At 64.8% G+C, this 24325-nt stretch carries 19 protein-coding genes and 1 pseudogene; 9 read left to right on the forward strand and 11 right to left on the reverse strand.

Going from position 1 to position 24325, the window contains the following annotated elements; translation table 11 throughout:
• Positions 1 to 2: 2 nt before the first annotated feature.
• Positions 3 to 1231 (reverse strand): annotated as a pseudogene (locus DGN21_RS01255) (cation:proton antiporter).
• A 377-nt stretch (positions 1232 to 1608) separates the two neighbouring features.
• Positions 1609 to 2565, reverse strand: a complete 957-nt coding sequence (locus DGN21_RS01260) for a LysR family transcriptional regulator (RefSeq protein ID WP_046345344.1) — start codon at positions 2563 to 2565, stop codon at positions 1609 to 1611.
• Positions 2566 to 2684: 119 nt separating this feature from the next.
• Between DGN21_RS01260 and aceB the strand changes: the two genes are divergently transcribed.
• The 4 genes from aceB (at position 2685) to DGN21_RS01280 (ending at position 9672) form a co-directional block, all read left to right on the forward strand.
• On the forward strand, positions 2685 to 4301 hold the full coding sequence (gene aceB / locus DGN21_RS01265) for a malate synthase A (protein WP_126965458.1): 1617 nt from the start codon (positions 2685 to 2687) through the stop codon (positions 4299 to 4301).
• A 179-nt stretch (positions 4302 to 4480) separates the two neighbouring features.
• Positions 4481 to 5776, forward strand: a complete 1296-nt coding sequence (aceA, locus tag DGN21_RS01270; protein WP_102255393.1) for an isocitrate lyase — start codon at positions 4481 to 4483, stop codon at positions 5774 to 5776.
• Between the two features lie 302 nt (positions 5777 to 6078).
• Positions 6079 to 7155: a GGDEF domain-containing protein gene (locus DGN21_RS01275; RefSeq protein WP_039517644.1), complete on the forward strand. Its 1077-nt coding sequence runs from the start codon at positions 6079 to 6081 to the stop codon at positions 7153 to 7155.
• Between the two features lie 3 nt (positions 7156 to 7158).
• A complete protein-coding gene (locus tag DGN21_RS01280) occupies positions 7159 to 9672 on the forward strand; it encodes a putative peptide modification system cyclase (protein ID WP_126965457.1) in 2514 nt (837 codons plus the stop codon).
• Between the two features lie 30 nt (positions 9673 to 9702).
• Here the strand turns inward: DGN21_RS01280 and DGN21_RS01285 are convergent, their stop codons facing one another.
• The gene (locus DGN21_RS01285; protein ID WP_102580155.1) at positions 9703 to 10008 is read right to left on the reverse strand and encodes an NHLP-related RiPP peptide; all 306 of its coding nucleotides are present in this window, start codon (positions 10006 to 10008) and stop codon (positions 9703 to 9705) included.
• A gap of 158 nt (positions 10009 to 10166) precedes the next feature.
• Here DGN21_RS01285 and DGN21_RS01290 point away from each other — a divergent pair, with 158 nt between their 5' ends.
• The gene (locus DGN21_RS01290) at positions 10167 to 11351 is read left to right on the forward strand and encodes a putative peptide maturation dehydrogenase (RefSeq protein ID WP_126965456.1); all 1185 of its coding nucleotides are present in this window, start codon (positions 10167 to 10169) and stop codon (positions 11349 to 11351) included.
• A 157-nt stretch (positions 11352 to 11508) separates the two neighbouring features.
• Here DGN21_RS01290 and DGN21_RS01295 read toward each other — a convergent pair whose 3' ends face one another.
• From DGN21_RS01295 to DGN21_RS01310, 4 genes are all read right to left on the reverse strand, one after another.
• Positions 11509 to 13596, reverse strand: a complete 2088-nt coding sequence (locus tag DGN21_RS01295) for a S9 family peptidase (RefSeq protein WP_160954787.1) — start codon at positions 13594 to 13596, stop codon at positions 11509 to 11511.
• Between the two features lie 104 nt (positions 13597 to 13700).
• Positions 13701 to 15728: an acetyl/propionyl/methylcrotonyl-CoA carboxylase subunit alpha gene (locus DGN21_RS01300; protein WP_126965454.1), complete on the reverse strand. Its 2028-nt coding sequence runs from the start codon at positions 15726 to 15728 to the stop codon at positions 13701 to 13703.
• 242 nt (positions 15729 to 15970) lie between these two features.
• A complete protein-coding gene (locus DGN21_RS01305; protein ID WP_126965453.1) occupies positions 15971 to 17581 on the reverse strand; it encodes a carboxyl transferase domain-containing protein in 1611 nt (536 codons plus the stop codon).
• A gap of 10 nt (positions 17582 to 17591) precedes the next feature.
• Positions 17592 to 18755, reverse strand: coding sequence for an isovaleryl-CoA dehydrogenase (locus tag DGN21_RS01310; protein WP_126965452.1), 1164 nt, complete (start codon positions 18753 to 18755; stop codon positions 17592 to 17594).
• A gap of 128 nt (positions 18756 to 18883) precedes the next feature.
• Between DGN21_RS01310 and DGN21_RS01315 the strand changes: the two genes are divergently transcribed.
• The 3 genes from DGN21_RS01315 (at position 18884) to DGN21_RS01325 (ending at position 20489) form a co-directional block, all read left to right on the forward strand.
• Positions 18884 to 19504: a TetR/AcrR family transcriptional regulator gene (locus DGN21_RS01315; protein WP_126965451.1), complete on the forward strand. Its 621-nt coding sequence runs from the start codon at positions 18884 to 18886 to the stop codon at positions 19502 to 19504.
• Positions 19505 to 19590: 86 nt separating this feature from the next.
• Positions 19591 to 19965 carry a DNA-binding protein gene (locus tag DGN21_RS01320; protein ID WP_164738862.1) on the forward strand — a complete coding sequence of 125 codons (375 nt, stop codon included), beginning with the start codon at positions 19591 to 19593 and terminating at the stop codon, positions 19963 to 19965.
• Positions 19962 to 20489 carry an RES family NAD+ phosphorylase gene (locus DGN21_RS01325; RefSeq protein WP_160954785.1) on the forward strand — a complete coding sequence of 176 codons (528 nt, stop codon included), beginning with the start codon at positions 19962 to 19964 and terminating at the stop codon, positions 20487 to 20489. Before DGN21_RS01320 ends, DGN21_RS01325 begins: the two co-directional genes overlap by 4 nt.
• Before the next feature lie 9 nt (positions 20490 to 20498).
• Here DGN21_RS01325 and DGN21_RS01330 read toward each other — a convergent pair whose 3' ends face one another.
• The 4 genes from DGN21_RS01330 to DGN21_RS01345 are packed head-to-tail and all read right to left on the reverse strand — an operon-like array spanning position 20499 to position 23425.
• On the reverse strand, positions 20499 to 20834 hold the full coding sequence (locus DGN21_RS01330) for a DUF3325 domain-containing protein (protein ID WP_016902052.1): 336 nt from the start codon (positions 20832 to 20834) through the stop codon (positions 20499 to 20501).
• Positions 20831 to 22447, reverse strand: a complete 1617-nt coding sequence (locus tag DGN21_RS01335) for a PepSY-associated TM helix domain-containing protein (RefSeq protein ID WP_160954784.1) — start codon at positions 22445 to 22447, stop codon at positions 20831 to 20833. The genes DGN21_RS01330 and DGN21_RS01335 overlap by 4 nt, the downstream gene beginning before the upstream one ends.
• Entirely contained in the window at positions 22444 to 22755 is a 312-nt protein-coding gene (locus DGN21_RS01340; protein ID WP_024939006.1) for a DUF3649 domain-containing protein, read from the reverse strand. Before DGN21_RS01340 ends, DGN21_RS01335 begins: the two co-directional genes overlap by 4 nt.
• 25 nt (positions 22756 to 22780) lie before the next feature.
• A complete protein-coding gene (locus tag DGN21_RS01345) occupies positions 22781 to 23425 on the reverse strand; it encodes a DUF4198 domain-containing protein (RefSeq protein ID WP_104543290.1) in 645 nt (214 codons plus the stop codon).
• 281 nt (positions 23426 to 23706) lie between these two features.
• Between DGN21_RS01345 and DGN21_RS01350 the strand changes: the two genes are divergently transcribed.
• The gene (locus tag DGN21_RS01350) at positions 23707 to 24225 is read left to right on the forward strand and encodes a c-type cytochrome (protein ID WP_016902056.1); all 519 of its coding nucleotides are present in this window, start codon (positions 23707 to 23709) and stop codon (positions 24223 to 24225) included.
• Positions 24226 to 24325: the final 100 nt, after the last annotated feature.

Here is a 24325-nt window from a genome sequence, read left to right on the forward strand (position 1 = left end):
CGTCAATGCGGGCGGTTGCCCGCGCCCAGCACGTTGGCGGTGACGGTGTGCCGGCCGCGTTGCAACCAGGCCACCATCGGCGAGGCCATCACCGTGGTCACCAAGGTCATGCCAAACAGCAGGGTGAACAGGTCCGGCCCGATCACGCCGCTGTCCAGGCCGATCTTGATCACCACCAGTTCCATCAGGCCGCGTGCGTTCATCAGCGAACCCACGCTCAGGCTATCGCGCCAATCGTGGCCGCTCAGGCGCGCGCCCAACCGACCACCAGCGCAAAGCCGGCCACACCTGCGCCGACGAACACGCCGGGGCTGGTGGCCTGGCCGGCGACCGCAAACAGCACCGGCATCAGCAGGGTGATCGCCAGGGGTTCGATGCGCCCGGTCAGGTGTTCCAGCAGGCGGTCATCGCGCGGTACGCAGATGCCGAACAGGAATGCGCCGAAGATCGCATGCAGGCCGATCCATTCAGCCGCCGCGGCGCAGGCCAGCATACCGATCAGCACCCACACCAGCGCAGTCGGCGCATAGCTTCCATCGCTTGCGCGCGGGGTGAGCACGCGCGCATACACCGGCTTCAACACGCCGAACACCACCGCAATCAGCACCACCGCACCGGCCGCAGTGAACGCAATGCCGCCATGGCTGTTGCCGCGGGTCAGGGTGAGCACGATCGCCAGGAACATCCACACCGTGGCATCGTCGATCACCGCCGCGCCCAGGGCCAGGCGGCCGGCCGGCGTACGGGTCATGTTGCGGTCCTTGAGGATGCGCGCCAGCACCGGAAACGCAGTCACCGACATCGCTGCGGCAATGAACAAGGCGAAGGGCCAGAAGCCGATGCCCTGCGGAGCAAAGCGCGCAAATAACCATGGTGCGGCGGCCAGCCCCAGCAGCAACGGCAGCACGATACCGGACAGCCCCACCAGTACTGACGCGCGCACCTGCGCAGTAGTGCCTTCCGGCGCACGCAACTCCACGCCGACGATGAACATGAAAAGCACCACGCCGATGTTGGCCAAGCCCGATAGTGGCGGCAAGCTGCTGGAGGCGAACAACACGCCATGCAACTCCGGCAGCCACGCGCCGAATGCGATCGGCCCCAGCAGCAGGCCGGCGGCCATTTCGCCGATCACCGGCGGCTGCCCGAAGCGTTGCAGCAGCGCACCGCATGCACGCGCCGCGCCCAGGATCAGCGCCAACTGCACCAGCAACAGCATGGTCGGATTCATTGCGTTAGCCTTGGTTGGTTGAGTCGGCTCGCCCCTGCAGTGCGGGACGGCTGCGCATCTGGTCAGTTGTTTCCCCGGACTGATCAGCGGTGACATGCCGTCCCCACAGCATCGGCCTAGTCTATGACGACAACCGCCGTGCCGTTGCATCGAGCCGACATGCTGCGGCAATGTGGCGTGGTTCGCGCTGCAGGCGGGAACCGTCGTCGGTGCTGCTTGTGTGCGCTTGCACGGCTTGATCGAACGACGCCGTCAACGGCAACCCGCATGTCGCACACGGGATCGCAGATGGAGAGCGCGTGGCGGCCTCATGCCCGGTGCCTGGCGAGCAAGCTCAGGCGCGATGCGAACTCACGCGCGCACAGCCGGCAGCAGACTCACCGCTCCGAATCGCCACTCTCGTCATACCCGCGCGGGGTAAACAGGTCCGGCTGGATCAGCTCGATAAAGGCACGCGCCTGCGGCGACAGATACTTGCCCTTGCGCACCACCACGCCGTAACTGCGGGTGGGGAAGTAGTCCTTGAGCGAGCGGGTGGCGAGTTTGTCGCGGTCTGCATCGGTGACGCAGATCGCGGTGACGATGGAGATGCCCATGTCCATCGCCACGTATTGCTTGATCACTTCCCAGCCGCCCACCTCCAACGCCACGGTGTAGGGCACCCGTGCCTGCTGGAAGATCAGATCGACCAAGCGATAGGTCACCTGCCGGCGCGGCGGCAGGATCAGCGGATACGGCGACAGATCCTGCAGCGTGACCGTGGACCTGCTGGCCAAGGGGTGGTCGGGCGGGGTGATCAGCAGCTGTTCGAAGCGATACACCGGCGCGTAGTTGAGGTCGGCCGGCACGTCCAGCATCGAACCGATCGCCAGGTCCACCGCGTCCTCGCGCAGCAGGTCGGTGCCGTCGGCGCTGATGGCGTTGTGCAGGGTCAGCCGCACGTCCGGGTGGCGCGCGCGGAAGTTCGCCACGATGCGCGGCAGCAGGTACAGGATGGTGGAGCTGTTGGCGGCGATATTGAGCTCGCCCGCATCCAGCCCGCGCACCTTCTCGCGAAAGCTCGCCTCCAGTCCATCCAGGCTCTCCACCAGCGGCAGCGCCATGTCGTAGAGCAGCTGGCCCTCGCGGCTGGGTGCCATGCGGCGCCCCGAGCGCTCGAACAGGGCCACCCCCAGGTCGCGTTCCAGCGCCTGCAGTTGCAGCGTCACCGCCGGCTGGCTCACGTACAGCGCCTCAGCCGCCCGTGAGACAGACCCCAGACGCACCGTCTGGCAGAACGCACGCAGGGGCTTGAGCCGGTCGGATTTGTAGGAAAATCGCGGGGTTGGCGACATCTGGGTGTGTTCTGAAACCCAATATAAGTCAGGCTTATTTACAGCATTGATAAAACTGCTTTGTCAAATAGTTTCCGTCGGCGCACGGTACAGGTCCGGATGCACAAGGACTCCCCGACATGTCTGCCACCGCTTTTGCCCCACGTCCCACCGAACGCGCCACGCCCGGGCTGTCGCTGACCACGCAGATCGCAGGCCAGGCGGAACTGCTGCCGGCCGCCGCGCTGGCCTTGCTGGTGTCGTTGCACCGCGCGATCGAACCCGGCCGCCAGCAGCGCCTGGCCCGCCGGCGCGCCCGCCAGGCCGAGTTCGATGCCGGCCAGCTGCCGGATTTCCGCCCCGATACCCGCGCCATCCGCGATGGCGACTGGCGCGTCGCCGCACTGCCGTCGGCGCTGCAGGACCGCCGGGTGGAGATCACCGGCCCCACCGATCCGAAGATGGTCATCAACGCGCTGAACTCCGGCGCCAAGGTGTTCATGGCCGACTTCGAGGATTCCACCGCGCCGACCTGGCGCAACCTGCTGGCCGGCCAGCGCACGCTGGCCGCTGCGGTACGCGGTGATCTCAGCTTCGATGCGCCCAACGGCAAGCATTACGCGTTGCGCCCGGAAGCCGAGCGCGCCATGTTGATCGTGCGCCCGCGCGGCTGGCATCTGGATGAGAAGCACGTGCTCATCGATGGGCAGCCGCTGGCTGGCGGCCTGTTCGATGCGGCGGTGTTCGCCTTCCATAACGGTCGCGCGCTACTGGCCAAGGACCGTGGCCCGTATCTGTATCTGCCCAAGTTGCAGAGCATGGAAGAAGCCGCGCTGTGGGAGACCGCGCTGGCGCATATCGAAGCGATGCTGGGCCTGCCGCACGGGCAGATCAAGGTGACCGTGCTGATCGAAACGCTGCCGGCGGTGTTCGAGATGGACGAGATCCTGCACGCGCTGCGCGAGCGCATCGTCGGGCTCAATTGCGGCCGTTGGGATTACATCTTTTCGTATCTGAAAACTTTCCGCGCGCATCGCGACCGCGTGTTGCCCGAACGTGGCCAGGTCACCATGACCCAGCCCTTCCTCAAGGCGTATTCGGAACTTTTGATCAAGACCTGCCATCGCCGCGGCGCCCATGCGATGGGCGGCATGGCGGCGCAGATTCCGATCAATCACGACGAGGCCGCCAACGAGCAGGCGATGGCGCGCGTGCGTGCCGACAAGCTGCGCGAAGTCAGCGCCGGCCACGATGGCACCTGGGTGGCGCATCCGGCGTTGATTCCGGTAGCGATGAAGATCTTCGACGAGCACATGCCCACTGCGCATCAGCAGCATGTCTTGCGCAACGACGTGCAGGTGACGCGCGACATGCTGATCGCGCCTTCGCCAGGCACCGTCACCCGCGCCGGGTTCGAAGGCAATGTCGAAGTCTGCGTGCGTTATCTGGCGGCCTGGCTGGACGGTAATGGATGCGTGCCCATCCACAACCTGATGGAAGACGCCGCCACTGCCGAAATCAGCCGCGCGCAGCTGTGGCAGTGGTTGCATCACGGCCAGCACCTGGACGATGGCACTGCGATCGATCAGCCCCTGTTGCAGGCCACGTTGCGTGCGTTGCCGGCACGCCTGGGCGCGACCGATGCACTGCCCGGCGCCGCACGCATCGACGACGCCATTGCACTGCTGGACACGCTCAGCCGTGCCGATGCGCTGGCCGACTTCCTCACCGTGCCGGCATATCGCCTGATCGATTGAGCCAACGCTGCAGCGACACGCCAGCGCTTGCCCGCTGTCGCTGCAGTCCATCCACGTCATGCACCACACCGCCGGTTGCGCCCACGCGCGCAACGACGGCCTTGCCATGCCCGGCGCGCGTGTCATCGCGCCATTCATTCCTCGTTGCATCCGTCGTATCCCTGCCAGGAGAACGCACCATGAGCAGCACACTACAGACCGCCGAACAGATCCAGCAAGACTGGGCCAGCAACCCGCGCTGGGCCGGCATCACCCGCAACTACACCGCCGCCGACGTGGTGCGCTTGCGCGGCACCGTGCATGTCGAGCATTCGCTGGCGCGGCTGGGCGCGGACAAGTTGTGGAATGCGTTGCACGCCACGCCGTTCGTCAATGCGCTGGGCGCGTTGACCGGCAACCAGGCGATGCAGCAGGTCAAGGCCGGGTTGAAGGCGATCTACCTGTCCGGCTGGCAGGTCGCCGCCGATGCGAACCTGGCCGGGCAGATGTATCCGGACCAGTCGCTGTATCCGGCCGACTCGGTGCCGGCGGTGGTCAAGCGCATCAACAACACCTTGTTGCGCGCCGATCAACTGCATCACGCCGAAGGCAATGACGACATCGACTTCCTGCAGCCGATCGTGGCCGATGCCGAGGCAGGCTTTGGCGGTGTGCTCAACGCCTTCGAGCTGATGAAGGCGATGATCGAAGCCGGCGCGGCCGGGGTGCACTTCGAGGATCAACTGGCATCGGTGAAGAAATGCGGCCACATGGGCGGCAAGGTGCTGGTGCCTACCCGCGAGGCAATCGAAAAGTTGAATGCCGCGCGTCTGGCGGCCGATGTGCTGGGTGTGCCCACGCTGCTGATCGCGCGCACCGATGCCGAGGCGGCCGATCTGATCACCAGCGACGTGGATGCCAACGACCAGCCGTTCACCACCGGGCAGCGCACCGTCGAAGGCTTCTTCAAGACCCGCAACGGGCTGGATCAGGCGATCAGCCGTGGGCTGGCCTATGCGCCGTACGCCGATCTGATCTGGTGCGAGACCGGCAAGCCGGATCTGGAATTTGCGCGCGCCTTTGCGCAAGCCATCCATGCCAGATTCCCCGGCAAATTGCTGGCCTACAACTGCTCGCCGAGCTTCAACTGGAAGAAGAACCTGGATGACGCCACCATCGCCAAATTCCAGACCGAGTTGGCGAGCTACGGCTATAAATTCCAGTTCATCACCCTGGCCGGCTTCCATGCCTTGAACTACGGCATGTTCAACCTGGCGCATGGCTACGCACGCCGCCAGATGAGCGCCTTCGTCGAGTTGCAGCAGGCCGAGTTCGCGGCGGCCGAGATGGGCTTTACCGCGGTCAAGCATCAGCGCGAGGTGGGCACCGGCTATTTCGACGCGGTGACGCAGGCGATCCAGCAGGGCCAGTCGTCCACCACCGCGCTGCGTGGCTCGACCGAGGAAGAGCAGTTTCACGGCGAAAAGGCCGCATAACCCAGCGCGCAGGCGCCGCGACCGCGTGCCGGCCGGCCGACGGGTGAAACGGAGCAGCGGGCTTCGCCCACCGCCAAGCCCCCGCTAGCACCGCGGAGGGTGGTGGTGGCCTGTCGAAGAGGATGGCGGGCTCTGCCGGGAGCAGGGGAGAGGGGCTCGGGAAACCGAGCCCGATTTTTTTGCCAATACCCGTCATTTCGTCTCAAGCTCAATGAGAGGGAGTGTGACCTGGTGCTGAACAAAACGCTCCTGTACGATGCTGAGGCAGGCCGGCGCTGCAGGTCGGTCTAAGGGATTTTGGGATGACGTGCCATAACACTGCCGGCGCAGTGGAGCCGACGGGGAGCGTTGCAAAGACGCTGTCGGACGGGCTGCATGCGCTCATGACTGCCGAAGAGCTGGGGTTTTTCGCCCGCTTTGGCCGCGCCCGCGAATTGGCCGCCGGCCAGGCGCTGTTCGAGCGCGGTGCAGTGGGCACGCAGATGTTCATTGTGGTCAGTGGCCAGATCGATCTGGATTTCGGCGAAGACCTGATGCTCAAGCACCTGGGCCCGGGCGAATTCTTCGGCGAACTTGGCCTGTTGATCGGCGACCATGCGCGCAGTGCCGGCGCCAGCGCATCCACCGACACCCGTTTGATCGAACTGGCGCACGAGGACTTCCAGCGCCTGGTCGATCACGACCCGTCGATGGTGGCGCATTTCCTGCGCCGCTCCATTGTGCGAGTGGTCAACAACGAGCAGTTGCTGATCCGCCAGTTGCGCCGGCGCAACCACGATCTGGAAGCGGCGCTGGACAACCTCTACGTCACCTCGCACCAGCTCAACCACACCGAAGAACTCAGCCGCACCGACGAACTCACCGGCCTGCACAACCGCCGCGGGCTCGCCCTGCATCTGCAGGAATGCCGGCGCGCCGGTCGCGTGCCCGGGGTGGGTCTGATCCTGATCGATTGCGACCGTTTCAAGCGCATCAACGACGAATTCGGCCATCTCGCTGGCGACCGCGTGCTGCAGAACGTCGCCCACGCGCTGCGTTCGGTGATCGCCGACGGCGACCTGGCCTGCCGGCTCGGCGGCGACGAATTCTGCGTGCTGGTCGCGCAGGGCACCCGGGAGCTGCTGCACCACATCGGCGAATGCATCGTGCGCGCAGTGGAAGCGCGGCTGTGCAATGGCCAGAGCGAGCAGGGCTGCTCGGTGAGCCTGGGCCTGTGCATGATCGATGCCGACGCGGCATGGAACGATTGGTACACGCTGGCCGACAGCGCGCTGTACGAAGCAAAGCGGCAAGGCGGCAATGTGCTGTGCATGCATGAAGCGCTGGGGTCTGGCAGCACGCAGCCACCCGGCAACGCAGCCACGTCGGACAATCGCTGAGCAATGAGCGCCCGCACCCACGCACGCAAGGATGCGTCGTCGGAAGCGATCCAGGCGCCGCGCTTGCGCACCTTGCTGCTGACCGACCTGTGCGACTCGACCGCGCTGGTCGAGCGCATCGGTGACAACGCCGCCGCCGCGCTGTTTCGCGAGCACGACCGGCTGGTGGTCAAACTGCAGCAGCAATGGCGTGGCCGGCTGATCGACCGCTCGGACGGATTGCTGCTGTTGTTCGATCGCCCCATCGACGGCCTGGGCTTTGCGCTGGATTACGCCCGTGGCCTCAAGGCGATGGGCGATGCCCGCGCGCTGACGCTATGCGCGCGGCAGGGCCTGCACGTCGGCGAAGTGCTGACCTGGCGCAATAGCGACGAAGCGGTCAGCATCGGTGCCAAACCGCTGGAAGTCGAAGGCCTGGCCAAGCCCACCGCCGCGCGCCTGATGTCGATGGCGCGGCCCGGGCAGATCCTGTTGTCGGCAGTGGCCGAGTCGTTGACCCACCGCGCCGCACGCGAACTGGGCGACCGCGGCGAACGCATCCTGTGGAAATCCCACGGCCGCTGGCGCTTCAAGGGCGTGCCCACGCCGATGGAGATCTATGAGGTCGGCGAAGTCGGCCTGACGCCGCTGCGCACGCCGAAGAATTCGGCAAAGGCCTGGCGCGATGTTCCGCTGTGGCGACGGCCGGCGGCATTAGTTGCAGAGTTGGGAGTCGTCCTCGGCATCAGTCTTGCTGTCTGGCTGTTTGCGCGCCCGCAGCCGGCGCTTGCGTTCGCCGAGCGGGATTGGGTAGTTGTGGGAGCAGTACGCAACCTTACCGACGACGTCATGCTGGAAAGTTCGCTGGATCAGGCTTTCCGAATCAGTCTGGAGCAGTCGCGCTACGTCAATGTGCTGAGTGAGGACAGAACGCTCAAGCTGCTGGCGCTGATGCGTAAGGACCCTTACAAGGAGCCTTTGGATCGCAAGAACGCCTCAGATGTTGCACTTCGAAGTGGCGCACGTGCGGTGTTGCTTCCTTCGGTTGGCTACGTTGGTGGACGCACGCGGTTTGTTGTGGAAGTCGTTGACCCGAAGACACAGCAGACAGTAGCAGTAAGCACTGCTTTCGGTTCCAACCCTTCTATTCTTGCTGCTGTCGACAAGGTCACTGGCGAATTAAGAAATCAACTTGGCGAAAACCGCGAGAGCATCCGCAACAATAGTCCTGCTTTGCCGGATGTAACGACTTCCAGTCTGGACGCCCTACGTGCGTACGCGCTTGGGCAAAAACGTTATGCGGAGGGGAAATATACCGCTGCATTGGATTTCTTCCAGAAAGCAGTAGAGATAGATCCTCACTTCGCATTGGCTTGGCTGGGACAAGTGCGTGCTTACTTTGCCAATGTCGATTACAGAAAGGCGACCGAAACACTCAGGGTCGCTGAAAAATTCAGATCCAGGCTTCCACCGCGTGAGGCGCTTTACGTTAAGAGCTGGGGCGTGCAGATCCTTGACCCGGCGCAGGCAGCCGATTCCTGGGTTCAGATGTCAGAGCTGTATCCAGACTATGCTCCTGCTCAAGCCAATGCAGCAATGGATCTATTTGTTGCAAACCGGTTTGCTGAGGCGTTGCTTCATGCGCGTACGTCGACGCAGAGCAAATACGATCTCTCCAGCATATCGCTTGATATGCATGGGCGTATCCTGCTTGCTCTGGGGCAATACGATCAAGCCGATCATGCAGTGGCACAAGCAGTGACTGCGGGTTGGAATGGCGCGCTGCTCCGCCAGGCCGCCGTAGCCGCCGCCAAGCGTGATTTCTCCCGTGCGCGCAGTGCGCTTGCAAAAGTGGAGACAACCAATTTTCATGCCGGCATCACCCGGGCGTCTGTCGCTCTGGACGAGGGTGATCTGCGTGGCGCGATCACGCACGCCCAAGCCGGCTTGAACGCAGGCTTGGCCAAGCGAGGGACTGATCGCATCAATTACTACGTTCCCCTGGCGACTGCATTGTTGGCGTCGGGGCAGCGCCTTAAAGCTGTAGAGGTAGCAAAAGAAGGTGCACAGCTAGCGCTGCACGACGTAAGCAAGGACGTGCCAATCGATACCATCGACAATCTTTCCACTGCCCTGGCAGCAGCATTGGTGATGGTGCGTGCGGGAGATGTATCGAGTGCGGCAAAGGTACGGGAACAGGTCAGAGCAGCGCCGCTGGTCTATGCCAACCGCCTGATCGTCGAACTGGGTGCTGTAGTGGATGCCGAAATCCTGTTGGCAAATCGGAGGCCGGACGATGCATTCCGCTCGCTCACACCCTATCTGGATTCAGCATCCCGCTTTCAGACACGGGCCACCGCAATGCGTGCGGCACGACTAGCGCAACGCAATGAAGATGCACGCATCCAAAATGACTGGATGCGGCAGCGCCGCGGCCTGGCCTACGCAGAAATCGAGTGTGGATACTGCTTGCAGCCACTCAACATAGTGGATCTGAAAGCCGCAGAAGCCTCCTGGATTGCGGAGGCGCAGGGCTGACCCTGCCACCGGTGTCGCGAATCCATCGAATTATTTGAGAGTCCTGTCGCCGTCATAACCAGCATCCAGTTGTGGAACGATGTGGGATGTTCCTGACGTGAGCATGGTGTTGATTTGTGCACGGGCGCTCGCGATCACATCCTTGTCGGCAAGTTGGATGCTGCTTGCGCAATCGCGCACAAAGGCCTCAAGGTCGTCTTCAGGTGCGGCGGTGTGTCCGACCTGCTGTAACGCTGTCATGGTGTTTGAGACGAATAACGCGCGAAAGGTGTCGTCTGTGGAGAGCAGGTCGATCAATTTGCTTGCAACCGCAGGATCAAGCTTCAGCGTCGGCATCTTTGAATTCTTCAAGTGGGTGAAGTATCACTTAGCGGCGCTAGCGTTGTCGGCTTGAGGGCTATCATGCAACAGACTCAAGTTTGGGCTGCTGGGAGACGCTATAGCTACCTCAGGTACACCTGCGTGAGGTGCACTTCATTTCGCTGGAGAAGCTGATGCGGATCAGACGTTGTGCAGTTGTCCTGCTGGAGCCACGGGAAACCGTGTTCTACACGTTGGACAGTCTTTTGCAGGGTGGCAATGGGCTACAGCATGTCATGGAGTGGTTTGCGCTAGCGCCCCATCTCGATGCACCAGTAGCAGTGACGGAAGATCAGCGCCGGTTATTGGGTGAACTCAGTCCTTCGCATTGGACGGACCGATCGCATTTTGACCAGGAAACACTGGAGGGGTTGATTGACCAAGGCCTGGTGCTGGATGAGCGAGCACCAGATGCGTCCTTTGCCCAAAACGATGAACGCCTCAGGGAATCGCATTGGCATCCGCTCGCGGCAGTGCTGCATGCTTTTACGCGCTGGGATGGTGTGGATGCGGTCAAGAACACACGGGACTCTGGAACCGAAACGGCTGTGGCGATGCGTCGTGTCCTTGGCCCCGCACCTCAGGAGGTTCAGCGGACCGTTGATAACGGTGCATTGATCGGCTTGCCATCCATGCCCCGGAACGATTTCGACGACTTGCTGGGTCGCCGGGTCACATGCCGTAATTTTGACCGGAACAAAGCAGTTCCCTTTCAGATGTTCTCCCACATGCTGCAGCGGGTTTTTGCCGCACAGGCTCAGGTGAAGGTCGGCGACGACCTGGTCTTTTTGAAAAAAAACGTCCCATCCGGCGGCGGTTTGCATCCGATCGAGGCGTATATCCTGGTCATGTGTGTGGAAGGGTTGCCGGCAGGCGTTTATCACTATCGTGCAGATGTTCACGCACTCGAGCTTGTAGCAGGGGTCGAATGCTCGGATGATTTCGTCATGCAGGCTGTCGGGCAGCAGCACTGGTTTGCAGATGCACACGTACTGATTGCGCTGGTTCCGCGTTTCGATAGGACGTTCTGGAAATACCGGCAACATGCCAAAGGTTATCGTGTGGTCGCATTGGAGGCCGGTCACCTCTCGCAGACCCTCTATCTTGCGGCTACCGATCTTGGCCTGGGTGCATTCATCACCGGCGCTGTCAACGAGAAACATCTTGAACGTGCGTTGGGACTGGACCCGATATCGCAAGGTGTTTTAGCTGTCTGTGGCTTCGGTTGGCGCGCACAGACCATGGTCACTACAGAGCTCGATCCAGCTGGCGCGATCTGGAATGGAGCAAGCGATTCCGATCAACTCAATCAGCAATAGCTCCGTGTAGGAACACGCACGCCATTGAACCAGCTAACTTATTTGATCGAAGAGCCTCCAAGTCAAAGACCGGCGGTTAGGCCGCCGGTCCCGACAACACGTGCAGATGCAGTGCGACGCCAACGCATCCTTGGCGGATGGCGCCACGACTGCCCACCTACCGCCGAATCGCCTGCGTATGCGTTTTCAATGCATCGCTCAGACCGTTCACCTTGTCGGCGCCTTCCGGCACGGTGATGCTGGAGCCGGTCAGGTCGTCGCCGATCGGTTGCACGCGGCCGCCCAGGCACTGGCCCAGGAACCCTTCGGTCACTGCGTTGAAGGCCTTGCTGTTTTCCGGGCGGCGGAAGCCGTGGCCTTCGTCGGGGAACAGCACGTAGGTGACCGGAATGTTCTTGGCCTTCATCGCGTTGACGATCTGGTCGCTCTCGGCCTGCTTGACGCGCGGGTCGTTGGCACCCTGGCCGATCAGCAGCGGCTTGCTGATCTTGTCGACATAGCTGAGCGGGGAGCGTTCGGTCAGCCACTGCTTGCCGGCCTCGGTGGCCGGGTCGCCCATGCGTTTGGTCAGCTGCTTATAGAAGCTGGCCCAGTACGGCGGCACGGTGCCGAGCAAGGTGTTGAGGTTGGCCGGGCCGACGATGTCCACGCCGCACTTGAACGCGTCCGGGGTGAAGGTCAGGCCGACCAGCGTGGCGTAGCCGCCGTAGCTGCCGCCCATGATCGCCACGTCCTCGGGCCTGGTCACGCCTTGCTTGACCGCCCATTGCACGGCGTCGAGCAGGTCATCGTGCATCTTGCCGGCCCACTCGCCGTTGCCGGCATTGGTGAAGGCCTTGCCGAAGCCGGTGGAGCCACGGAAATTCACCGCCAGCACCGCATAGCCGCGATTGGCCAGCCACTGCTCATACGGCCCGTAGCCGTAGCTGTCGCGCGCCCACGGGCCACCATGCACGAACAGCACCAGCGGCACCGGCTTGTCGGCCTTGCCATCGTGATTGGCGTCAGCCTCGGCGGGCAGCGTGAGATAGCTGACCAGCTTGAGGCCGTCGCGCGCGGTCAGTTCCTGCGGCCACATCGGGACCAGCGGCTTGCCGTCGAGCGCGGGGCGGGCGGAGAACAATTTGGTCAGCTTGCCGCCATCTGCACGGTCGTAGCGGTAGTAGCTCAGCGGTGTCTCTGCCGCCGAATACCCCACGATCCAGATGCGATCGTCGAGGGTGCGTGCGGCAACGCTGGCATCACCGCTGCCGAGTGACTTGAGCTTTTGCAGGTCGGCGGTAATGCCGTTGTCCAGCGCCTTCCATTCCTCGCGCAGATAGTCGGTGGACACGGCCTGCACCACGCCGGTCCTGGGGTCGTTCAAGGTGGCGCCGACATCCGTGCGCGGGTTTTCGAACAGCAGCGTGCGCGCATTGCTGGCGGTGTCGATGGCATACAGCGCCGCGGTGTCGCGATTGCGCGAATCCTGCATGTACAGCGTCTTGCCGTCGTCGGTCAGTCCGTCGGGCGAGGTGTTGCTGACATCCTCGAACGGGATGCGGTCCACGCGCTTCCAGCGCTTGCCATCCGGTACCAGCAGCTCTCTGCCGGCATCGTCGGTGGCGCGCGTGGCGTAGCGCAGCTGGAAGTTGCCGTCGAGCAGATAGGAATCCAGGCTGTCGGTGTTCTGCTGCACCAGGCTGCGCTTGCCCGAGGCCAGGTCCACCCGATACAGGTCATGCCATTTGGGATCGCGGTCGTTCATGCCGACCATGATCGACTCGGGGTGCTGCGCGCTGACGCGATACACCTCGGCGTTGGTCTTCTTGAACGGGGTGAGGTCCTTGCTGCTGCCATCGCTCAGATTCACCGAGAACAGATGGAAGTCTTCGTCGCCGCCGTTGTCGCGCAGGTACAGCAGCGTGTTGGGTTGATAGGTCCAGAAATAATTGCGGATGCCGCGTGCGGTGTCCTTGGTGATCGCGCGTGCCTGATCCGGTGCATCCACCGGGGCGACCCAGACATTGAGCACGCCCTCCAGCGGCGCGACCCAGCTGAGGTACTTGCCGTCCGGGCTGATGCTCACGTTCGCCCGTTCCGGGTTGCCGAACAGCGCATCACGGGTGATCAGTTCGGGTGGCGCCGCGGGTGCTTGCGCAGCGGCCGGGGCTGGCGTGGCAGCCTTGTCGGTGGTGGGCGCGGCGTTGTCGCTGCAGGCGGTCAGCGCGAGCAGCATGCTGGAAACAAGAAGCAGGCGTTGCATGGACGTCTCCGGTCTGGGGCGCGGCCACTCCGGCCGCTTTCCCCCAACGCTAGGGCGAGGGCCGGCCCCTGCGGACGTGCCGTTGGTCACGCCACCAGGCGCCGCTACGCAGACGCGGACACAAATTCCACCAACGCGACACCCTCGGCGACCAGCTCGCCCTCGGCCACCAGGTACGCCGCCACCGTGCCGTCGCCGGGCGCGTGCAAGGTGTGCTCCATCTTCATCGCTTCCAGCACCACCAGGGCCTGGCCGCGGGTGACCGACTGCCCCACTGGGGCGACCAGCGACACGATGCGGCCCGGCATCGGTGCGGTCAGGCCACCGGTGTCGTGCGCGGGCTGATCGGCTTCGGCCAGCGTGTCATGGTGGCGGAAGCTCGCCCGCTGCGTGGCATCGCGCAATGTCAGGGTGTCGCCGTCGCGCAGGACCTGCATGCGCCATTGTCGGCCATCCATTTCCACGCGCAGTGCATCGCCCTGCAGGTGGTAGCGCAGCGTGTAGGTATCGCCTGCAGTCGTGACCTGCCAGCCATCGCCAAGCGGGCGCACGCCGAACTGGCGGCGCTCGCCTGCGGCCTCCAGCGTCATGGCGTGCGCGGCATGCGCACCGATGCGCCAGCCATCGGTGTGTTGCCATGGCGAAAACGGGTCGGCCGGATCGGCGGCGGCCTTCGGCAACGCGTCGGCAATCAACGCCGCTGCCAGGCACCACCAGGCATTGGCCGGACTGACCGCCTGGGGAAACAACACGGCCTGCTCGCGTTCGATCAGCGCGGTATCCAGATCGGCAGACGCAAACGACGCCGTGCCGATCAGGCGCGCGAGGAACGCGCTGTTGGTGGTGACGCCCACTGCATGGAATTGCGCCAGCGCCTCGCGCATGCGTGCCAGGGCGGCAGGGCGATCCACATCCCATACGATCAGCTTGGCGATCATCGGGTCGTAGTAGGGGCTGATGCTGTCGCCTTGCTCCACCCCGGCATCGATGCGTACATGCGCGCCGGCTGCGGGAAATTGCAGCTGCCGCAGCGTGCCGGTCGACGGCAGAAAGCCGCGGTCGGCATCTTCGGCATACAGGCGCGCTTCCAGCGCGTGGCCATGGATGCGCAGGTCCTGCTGACGCAGCGGCAACGGCTCGCCCGCGGCGACATGCAATTGCCACTCGACCAGGTCGGTGCCGGTGATCAACTCGGTGACCGGGTGCTCGACCTGCAGCCGGGTGTTCATTTCCATGAAATAGAAATCGCCATCCGGGCCGGCGATGAACTCCACCGTGCCGGCACCGACATAACCCACGGCGCGCGCGGCATCCACGGCGGCCTTGCCCATGGCGGCGCGGCGTTGTTCGCTCATGCCGGGAGCAGGCGCTTCTTCCAGCACTTTCTGATGCCGGCGCTGCACCGAACAATCGCGTTCGAACAGATAGACGACCTCGCCCCGGGTATCACCAAACACCTGGATCTCGATATGGCGCGGCCGCTCGACGTATTTTTCCACCAGCACCTGCGCATTGCCGAAAGCCGATTGCGCCTCGCGCTGGCAGCTGGCCAAGGCCTCTTCGAAGGCCGCGCTGGTATCCACCCGGCGCATGCCCTTGCCGCCACCGCCGGCGCTGGCCTTGATCAGCACCGGATAGCCGATCGCGTCGGCCTGCGCACGCAGGAACGCCGGCGCCTGTTCGTCGCCGTGGTAGCCCGGCGTCAGCGGCACGCCGGCGCGTTGCATCAGCGCCTTGGCCGCACTCTTGTCGCCCATCGCGCGGATGGCGGCCGCCGGTGGGCCGATGAACACGATGCCAGCCTGCGCGCAGGCATCGGCAAACGCCGCGTTTTCCGACAGGAAGCCATAGCCCGGATGGATCGCCTGCGCGCCGCTTGCGCGTGCCGCCTCCAGGATCGCATCGCCACGCAGATAACTCTGCTGCGCCGGTGCGGCGCCGAGATGGATCGCTTCATCGGCCAGCCGCACATGCCGCGCATCGCGGTCGGCATCCGAATACACCGCCACGGTCGCGATACCGAGCTTGCGACAGGTGGCGATGACCCGGCACGCGATCTCGCCGCGATTGGCGATCAGGATCTTGTCGAAATAGGGCGGTCTTGCTGCGGTGGCGAGTTCGCGCTGGGTCATGACGAAGTTCTCTGCACGCCGCCATGCTGGCAGGCGCTGCGATGGAAAGAGGGTTGCATGGATTGCGCCACACGCCGTGCGATGGCAGCTGACGCCGCTGCGCCCCCGCGCGGTGCGCTGCTCGACGCAGGCAACGCGCCCGGCCTCATGCACTGCTCCAGGCGACACGCAACGCCTTGCGTGCAGGTGTGTGTACACCGCAAGACAGCCAAGAGCAGCACCTGCAGACGGACATCATCACCTCACATCCGGAACACGCCAAAGCGTGTCGTCTCGATCGGTGCATTCAATGCGGCCGACAGTCCCAGCCCCAGCACGCGACGGGTATCGGCCGGGTCGATGATGCCGTCGTCCCACAGGCGTGCGCTGGCGTAATACGGATGCCCCTGCTGCTCGAACTGCGCACGGATCGGCGCCTTGAATGCAGCTTCCTCTTCGCCCGACCAGGCGCCACCTTTAGCTTCGATACCGTCGCGGCGCACCGTGGCCAAGACGCTGGCCGCCTGCTCGCCGCCCATCACGCCGATGCGCGCATTCGGCCACATCCACAGGAAGTTCGGCGAGTAGGCGCGACCGCACATGCCGTAATTGCCGGCACCGAATGAGCCGCCGATCACCACGGTGAACTTGGGCACCTTAGCGCAGGCCACCGCCATCACCAGCTTGGCCCCGTCCTTGGCGATGCCGCCATGTTCGTATTTGCGCCCGACCATGAAGCCGGTGATGTTCTGCAGGAACACCAGCGGAATGCCGCGTTGCGTGCACAGCTCGATGAAGTGCGCGCCCTTGAGCGCTGACTCGGAGAACAGGATGCCGTTGTTGGCGATGATGCCCACCGGATAGCCATGCAGATGCGCGAAGCCGGTGACCAAAGTGCTGCCGTAGCGCGGCTTGAATTCGTCCAGCTGCGAGTCGTCGACGATGCGGGCGATCACCTCGCGCACATCGAAGGGCTTGCGCGTGTCGGCAGGAATCACGCCATACAGCTCGTCGGCGGCGTAGCGCGGCGGCAGCGGTGCCTGCAGTGCCAGCGATGCAGCCGGCTTGCGCCAGTTGAGCTGCGCGATGATGGCGCGCACGCGCGCCAGGGCCTGCAGGTCGTTGTCGGCAAAGTGGTCGGCCACGCCGGAGATGCGCGTGTGCACATCCGCACCGCCGAGTTCTTCGGCACTGACTTCTTCGCCGGTGGCCGCCTTGACCAGGGGTGGACCGCCGAGAAAGATCGTGCCCTGCTCGCGCACGATCACCGTTTCATCGCTCATCGCCGGCACGTAGGCGCCGCCGGCGGTGCACGAGCCCATCACGCAGGCGATCTGCGGGATGCCGTTGGCCGACAGGTTGGCCTGGTTGTAGAAGATACGCCCGAAGTGATCGCGGTCGGGAAACACTTCATCCTGCAGCGGCAGGAACGCGCCGCCGGAATCGACCAGGTAGACACATGGCAAGCGGTTCTGCTGCGCGATTTCCTGCGCGCGCAGATGCTTCTTTACCGTCATCGGGTAATAGGTGCCGCCCTTGACGGTGGCATCGTTGGCCACGATCACGCACTCCACCCCGGACACGCGCCCGATGCCGGCCACCACACCGGCGCACGGCACCTGATCGTCGTACATGCCGTGCGCGGCCAATGGCGCGATCTCCAGCAAGGCGCTGCCCGGATCCAGCAAGGCATCGATACGCTCGCGTACCAGCAACTTGCCGCGTGCGCTGTGCTTGGCACGCGCAGCCTCACTGCCGCCCAGCGCGGTCTGCGCCAGCGTGCGGCGCAGATCCTCCACCACGGTGCGCATCGCAGCAGCGTTTTGTTGGAAGCTCTCGCCGCTGACCTGCAGCTGGCTGGTGATCACGCTCATGGTGGCTCCGTCAGGCGGTGCGTTCGAACAGCTCGCGGCCGATCAACATGCGTCGGATCTCCGAGGTGCCCGCGCCGATTTCGTACAGCTTGGCATCGCGCCACAGGCGCCCGGTGGGGTAGTCGTTGATGTAGCCGTTGCCGCCCAGCACCTGGATCGCCTGGCCGGTGAGCCAGGTGGCTTTTTCGGCCGCGTAGAGAATCGCGCCGGCCGCATCCTGGCGCGTGGTCAGGCCGGCATCGCAGGCGCGCGCCACCGCATAGACGTATGCGCGGCAGGCGTTGAGCCCGACGTACATGTCGGCCAGCTTGGCCTGCATCAACTGGAAGGTGCCGATCGGCGCGCCGAACTGCTTGCGCTCGTGCACGTACGGCAGCACCACGTCCATCGCCGCGGCCATCAAGCCCAACGGGCCGCCGGCCAGCACCACACGTTCGAAATCCAGCCCGGACATCAGCACGCGCACGCCGCCGTTGAGCGTGCCCAGCACGTTCTCGGCCGGCACTTCGCAATCGGTGAACACCAGCTCGCAGGTGTTGGAGCCGCGCATGCCCAGCTTGTCGAGCTTCTGCGCGGTGGAGAATCCCGGCATGCCCTTTTCGACGATGAAGGCGGTGATGCCGCGTGCGCCGGCATCCGGGTCGGTCTTGGCGTACACCACCAGCACATCGGCGTCCGGGCCGTTGGTGATCCACATCTTGCTGCCGTTGAGCACATAGCGGTCGCCGCGCGCATCGGCGCGCAGCTTCATCGACACCACATCCGAGCCGGAGCCGGCCTCGCTCATCGCCAGCGCGCCGACATGCTCGCCGGTGCACAGCCTGGGCAGGTAACGCTGCTTCTGTTCCGGCGTGGCGTTCTTGCGCAGCTGGTTGAGGCACAGGTTGGAATGCGCGCCGTACGACAGGCCGATGGCCCCGCCGGCCCGCGAGATCTCTTCCATCGCCACCACATGCGCCAGGTAGCCCATGCCGCTGCCGCCGTATTCTTCTTCCACGGTCAGCCCGAGCAGGCCTTGCTCACCGAGCAGGCGCCACAGCTGGGCAGGGAAGACATTGTTCTGGTCGGCCGCGGCGGCGAGCGGGGCAATATGGTGACTGGCGAAGGCTGCCACGCTTTCGCGCAGCAGATCGATGTCTTCGCCAAGCGCAAAATTCAGGGACGGCACGTGCATGGAGCGACTCCGCAGGGATCGGGATGTGCCGGGTGGGAGCGGGCAGGCCGCACGGCGTTTGTGCGCAGCCTAGCGGTCCGCAATGAAAAAGTGAACTAAAATTCAACTATTGAACCCAGAATCACACCATGGCTTATCGACGCTCCGCCCTGATGGAAGAACGCCTGGCCGGCAATCGCGAACGCATCCTGCACGCGGCCCGCGCCCTGATCGCCGAAGGCGGCTACCGCAATGCGCCGGTGACCGCCGTCGCCGCTGCCGCCGGCGTGTCCACCGGGCAGATTTATCGCCACTTCCCGTCCAAGGCCGAGCTTTTCGTGGAAGTTCTCAACGCGGCAGTGCAGCGCGAGATGACCATCCTGCGCGCCATCACCACCACCCGGGCCAGCGCTGCCGAGCGCCTGCGCAATGCGATCGCCACCTTTGTGCGGCGCGCGTTGGCCGGCCCGGCGTTGGCGTACGCCTTCATCGCCGAGCCGGTGGAAAGCGAGGTGGACGCCGAGCGCATCCGTGGCCGGCGCCTGTTTGGAGAGGTGTTTCGTCAGTTGCTTGCCGAAGGCGTGGCGGCTGGCGAGTTTCCGTCGCAGTCGCTGGACGCGGCGGCGGCCTGCATCGTCGGCGCCTTCACCGAAGCGCTGGTGGGACCAATCGCCCCCAGTCGCGGCGACCCGCAGCAGGGCGAGCAACTGGTCGAGGCGATCTGCGGGTTCTGCCTGCGCGCGGTGGGAGCGCACCAGCCGACGGGCTGACAGTGCACTGACTGAGCGTCCGGCTGGGCTGTATGGGTGCTGCTGACTGTGCATATACTGTGCACTCGTCCTGCTGGAGTCGTGCGATGGTCGCCGTTCTCAATCCCCTGGCCCTGACCGAACGCCTGCGCGTACCGGATAGCACCATCCTGTCGCCCTCGGCCATGGCCGGCCTGCTGGATCTGTCGCAGCAGGAGCTGGCCGAGCTGGCGGGTGTGCATCGCAACAGCCTGCGCGTGCATCCGGAAAGCCCGCGCGTGCAGGACCTGCTACGCAACCTGTCGCGCCTGCTGGTGGCGATGACGCAGCTCCAGCCGGACGAACGCCAGGTGGTGTTCCACCTCAAGAACACCCCGATCCCCGCGTTCGAATTCGCCACCTTGCTGGAAGTGGTCAAACAGGGCCGTACCGACGATGCGCTGACCTATCTGCGCACCGTCGCCTCGGGGGCCGCCGGTTGAAGCTGAGCGCCCCGGCGCACTGCACGCTGTATCGCGCCTTCACTCCGCGCTGGGCCGCCGAACCGCTGAGCGGCGCCGGTGCGGCACGCTCGGGCGGGCGCTTCAATCGTTTCGGGCAGCCTGCGCTGTATCTATCGCTGCAACTGGAAACCGCTGCCGCCGAATACGCGCAGGCCGCGCTGTTCCTGCCGCCATTGACCCTGGTCAGTTACGCCGCCGAGCTGCCGGCGTTGGCCGATCTGCGCCTGCTCGATGCAGGCTGGGATCCGCTCTGGGCCGATTGGACCGAGGACTGGCGCAAGGCCTTGGTCAACAAGATCGAACCGGTGAGCTGGGTGCTCGGCGACATGCTGCGCGAGGCGGAGATACCGGGCGTAATCTTTCCCAGCATGGCGTTGCCGGAGGGCATCAACGTGGTGCTGTTTCTGGACATGCTGCAGCCCAAAGACGTGTTGCGCGTGCTCGACGATGGCCGCCTGCCGCGCGATGGGCGTAGCTGGGGCGATCCGCCGATCGAGGCGTAGCGAGGTCCTTCAACCCAGCAACAGCTGCAGCGCACCCGCCAGCACCGGCGCGGCCACAGCCGTAGGCAGAATCAACCCACGCCGATACGGCAGCAGCCACAGCGACAGCAGCGCGGCAGCGCCGGTCAATGTGCCCAGCCACAACACCGGGCCGATGCCCCAGCCTTGCGCGTGTACCGCCAGGCCGAAGGTGAGCAGCAACAGCAGCCAACCCAGCACGCGCAGTTGCCGCGAACGCGCGGCGCCAAGCGTGCGGCCACGCACTTCCTGCTGATGCTTGTCCATCGCCAGGCACAGCGCGGCGAATCCGGAAAAATTCAGCGCCAGCAACAGCCACACGCTCATGCGCTTTCCTGCATCGGCACGCTGCCCTGCGCAGACGCGGCGGCAGTGGCGCGCGCACGTCGTGCCGATGCCGGTTGCGGCGCCCTCCAGTGTTGCAGGCGCCATCCCGCGATCCCCAGGGACACGCCAAGGAACAGGCAGACCAGATCGACCCCGGCCAGCGTCCATTGCCCGGCCGGCAACGTCACGCCCAGATGCACATCGGTGGTGATCGCATTGACCACCGGCACCAACGCGAACAAGGCCGCACCCAGATACAGCTGCCAGCTCCACATCGCGCGCCGTGGCCACACGAACGCGGCCAGCAATGCGGTGGCCCATGCGACGAAGAACAGATTGGCCTCCATCGCCGCGCGCCCCTCCAGGCCCACCGGCAACAAGCGGTTGGCCCAGAAGAAACTGGCAAAGGCGATCGGCAGGCCGGCGACCGTGCCGATGTTGAGCGCATCCACCAACCGCAGCCCGAAGCCGATGCGCCCGGCCTTCAGGTGTTTGGGGCGTTCCTTCACTGCCCACATCACCACGCCGCTGGCCACCATCAGGCAACCGAGCAAGCCGGAGCCGAAGAACAGCGCGCGCATCCACGGCCCGGCGAAGTGGGCGATATGCAGGCCTACCATCACCCCACGCGTCTGGCTGGCACCGCCCGGCGGCCCGCTGCGCTGCAGGCGCTGTCCAGTGATTGCATCGAACAGGATGGACGGCGCATCGGTGGAGAGGTTGCCAGCGCGCTGGGTGACGCCGACCGCCGCATGCGCGTCGTTGGGAAGCGACACCGCCACGTTGCCCACCTCGCCGCCACGCCAGTCGCTGCGCGCACGCGCCACGAATTGTTCCAGCGGCAGCATGCGCGCCGGCGTGCCGGAGGCGCTTCGCGTATCGGCCACCCGGTTGGCGGACTCTTCGTAGAAACGCATTTCGTTGTCGGGGTACTGCGCCTTGATGCCCCACGGCAGGTACATGAACATCAAGGTCACGATGCCGGTGTAGGTGATCATCGCGTGGTACGGCAACGCGGTCACCGCGCTGACGTTATGGAAGTCCAGCCACGAGCGCAGGCCCTTGCCCGGGCGAAAGGTGAAGAAATCCTTGAAGATCTTCTTGTGCGTGATCACGCCGCTGATGATCGCCACCAGCATGAACATCGCGCAGAAACCGACGATATAGCGCGACCACATCACCGGTAGATAATGCAGATCGAAATGCAGCCGGTAGAAGAATTCGCCGCCCAGGGTGTCGCGTGCGGCGATTTCCCTGCCGGTGGCCGGGTCGATGATGGCGGTGCCGTACATCTGCCGGCGGCTGGCCGGTTTGCCATCGGCTGGCGCAGGGTTTTGCCAGTACATGCTGACTACCGGATTGCGCGTGTCCGGCAAGGTGATGTTCCAGCTCTGCGCATCGGCTGCATGCGTCTGCAGATACTGCTCGGCACTGCGCAGCGCGGTTGCGTTGCTCACCGTGGTGGTGGGCAATTCCGGGCGCATCCAGCGGCTGATTTCGTCGCGGTAATAACTCGCCGTGCCGCCCATGAAGATCAACAGCAGCACCCAGCCGACCAGCAGACCGGTCCAGGTATGCAGCCACGCCATCGACTGGCGGAATCCCTGCTTCATGCCACGCCCCGTTGCAGCCATGCGGCCAGTGCGAACATCAGCGCCGCCGGCACCGCGATGCCGGCCCAGGCGCGCCACACGCTGGCGGTGGCGAAGGCCCATAGCGGCGCGCAGGCGCACACCACGATGCCGACCAGCATGCTGGTCAACACCGCCTCACTGCGTGGCATCGGCAGGACCAGCGCCAGCAGCAGATTGGTGGCGCTGGCGAGTGCATAGCCGCCAAACATCGCCGCCAGCGTGCGGCCAAGCACGCCCAGCCAGGGACGCCTGAACCAGGGAAGCGGCAGGGACGGTGCGGTGGACATCGGATCAGCCAGGCGTGTGGCCGACTTACTCGGCCAGGAAGGTCAACGTGCTGATGTGATGGATCATCGACACCTGCTTGCCGGCGATCTCACGCTTCACCGGCTCCTTGTTGGTGGCGACCAGGATGTGCCGGCCGGCGCGCAGCGTGGGCAGGGTCACCTGGCCCTTGGCGTCGGAGGTCAGCGTCTTCTGCCATTTCTGCGGGTCGATCACCGTCACCTCGACCTTGGGCAGCGGCTTGTTGCGATAGAGCACGGTCAGCGTGTTGCTGTTGGCGGCGGTGGGCACCAGTTCGAAATCGAGCTTGGCCGAGGGCGTGGCGCGCCCGGCGCGCGCGTAGTAGCTCACCGTCTCGAAGCCGCCGGCCTCGCCCTTCCACGGCTCGAACACACTGTCATCGCTCAGCCAGGCATCGCCGGTGCCGGACAACGGCGCGGTGAGGAATTCGCTGCCGCGCTGCAGGGCGCCAGCCTTGCCGGCGCTGCCGAACACGGTCGGCTTGACCACGCGCTTGATCTCGTCTTCGCCGTGATCCAGGGCCTCCTGCGCCGGCTCGCCGAAGTAGATGCGCACCGGACCGCTGCCGTCGCGCTCGATCCAGATCTCGTGGGCCTGGGCAGACAGACTGATGCTGGCCAAGGCCAGGCAGGACAGCAGGAAGGACTTCATCGCGGCGACTCCTCGTCAGCGGGACCGGGCGAGGCGAGGACCGCATCACCGTGGATTGATGGGAATGATACGCAATTCCCTCAAGCGCGACCAACGTCTCATGCGGCATTGCGGCAATTCATCGGGCTGCGCGGACCGGCGTGCCTGCAAGACCCATAGCGCGCCAGGGCGCAGCGCACACCGCTGCAATCACGGTCATGCACACTGGCCAGACGGGCGCGAACTGTGCTCTATACTCCGGCGCTAGCAGAGGTCTTCGACCAACAGCCAGGGGTGAGCGCGTGCGGAATTACGACCTCGAGTTCCTGAAGAAATTCTCGATGGTGATCGGACTACTGGTGGTGATCACCCTGGGCCTGATTGCCCTGGCAGCCTATTTGCAACGCGCCATTCCCGACGAAGTCTCCCCCACCGCGGCCAAGCGCGTGCAGCAACGCATCGCCCCGGCCGGCGCGGTCTATGCCGGCACCACCGGCGCGTCCGCACAGGCCGCAGCCCAGGCGGCAGCGCTGGCCAAGGCCGCCTCGCAGTCCGCCTACGGCGGCAGCACCGACGGCAAGACCATCTTCGACAACCTGTGCACCGCCTGCCACACCACCGGCGTGGGCAAGGCGCCGACGCTGGACCACGCGCATTGGGACGCGCGCATCGCCCAGGGCAAGGACACCTTGTACAAGCATGCGATCGAGGGCTACACCGGCCCGGATGGCGGCATCATGCCGCCCAAGGGCGGCAACCCGGCGTTGACCGAAGAACAGGTGCGGGCCACGGTCGACTGGATGCTGAGCAATCTGAAGTAAGCGCCTGCAGCGCAGCAGGCGGCTGACACGAGCGGTCGGTGTGCAGCCAGGTGGCAGCGCGCGCCGTGCGCGGGTGCGTCGACCGGTCAATCGCCAGGCT

Origin of the sequence: Xanthomonas sp. MLO165 (assembly GCF_018831305.1) — a bacterium.
Taxonomy (GTDB): domain Bacteria; phylum Pseudomonadota; class Gammaproteobacteria; order Xanthomonadales; family Xanthomonadaceae; genus Xanthomonas; species Xanthomonas arboricola.

What these genes read in the sequence shown, in the direction of transcription:
- DGN21_RS01345 (WP_104543290.1), bottom strand. Translation starts at nt 23,425, where the DNA reads ATGAAGTCCTTCCTGCTGTCCTGCCTGGCCTTGGCCAGCATCAGTCTG.
- DGN21_RS01335 (WP_160954784.1), bottom strand. Translation starts at nt 22,447, where the DNA reads ATGAAGCAGGGATTCCGCCAGTCGATGGCGTGGCTGCATACCTGGACC.
- DGN21_RS01305 (WP_126965453.1), bottom strand. Translation starts at nt 17,581, where the DNA reads ATGAGCGTGATCACCAGCCAGCTGCAGGTCAGCGGCGAGAGCTTCCAA.
- DGN21_RS01320 (WP_164738862.1), top strand. Translation starts at nt 19,591, where the DNA reads ATGGTCGCCGTTCTCAATCCCCTGGCCCTGACCGAACGCCTGCGCGTA.
- DGN21_RS01310 (WP_126965452.1), bottom strand. Translation starts at nt 18,755, where the DNA reads ATGCACGTGCCGTCCCTGAATTTTGCGCTTGGCGAAGACATCGATCTG.
- DGN21_RS01285 (WP_102580155.1), bottom strand. Translation starts at nt 10,008, where the DNA reads ATGCCGACGCTGAAGCTTGATCCTGCGGTTGCAAGCAAATTGATCGAC.
- DGN21_RS01260 (WP_046345344.1), bottom strand. Translation starts at nt 2,565, where the DNA reads ATGTCGCCAACCCCGCGATTTTCCTACAAATCCGACCGGCTCAAGCCC.
- aceB (WP_126965458.1), top strand. Translation starts at nt 2,685, where the DNA reads ATGTCTGCCACCGCTTTTGCCCCACGTCCCACCGAACGCGCCACGCCC.
- DGN21_RS01280 (WP_126965457.1), top strand. Translation starts at nt 7,159, where the DNA reads ATGAGCGCCCGCACCCACGCACGCAAGGATGCGTCGTCGGAAGCGATC.
- DGN21_RS01275 (WP_039517644.1), top strand. Translation starts at nt 6,079, where the DNA reads ATGACGTGCCATAACACTGCCGGCGCAGTGGAGCCGACGGGGAGCGTT.
- DGN21_RS01290 (WP_126965456.1), top strand. Translation starts at nt 10,167, where the DNA reads ATGCGGATCAGACGTTGTGCAGTTGTCCTGCTGGAGCCACGGGAAACC.
- DGN21_RS01340 (WP_024939006.1), bottom strand. Translation starts at nt 22,755, where the DNA reads ATGTCCACCGCACCGTCCCTGCCGCTTCCCTGGTTCAGGCGTCCCTGG.
- aceA (WP_102255393.1), top strand. Translation starts at nt 4,481, where the DNA reads ATGAGCAGCACACTACAGACCGCCGAACAGATCCAGCAAGACTGGGCC.
- DGN21_RS01300 (WP_126965454.1), bottom strand. Translation starts at nt 15,728, where the DNA reads ATGACCCAGCGCGAACTCGCCACCGCAGCAAGACCGCCCTATTTCGAC.
- DGN21_RS01295 (WP_160954787.1), bottom strand. Translation starts at nt 13,596, where the DNA reads ATGCAACGCCTGCTTCTTGTTTCCAGCATGCTGCTCGCGCTGACCGCC.
- DGN21_RS01330 (WP_016902052.1), bottom strand. Translation starts at nt 20,834, where the DNA reads ATGAGCGTGTGGCTGTTGCTGGCGCTGAATTTTTCCGGATTCGCCGCG.
- DGN21_RS01315 (WP_126965451.1), top strand. Translation starts at nt 18,884, where the DNA reads ATGGCTTATCGACGCTCCGCCCTGATGGAAGAACGCCTGGCCGGCAAT.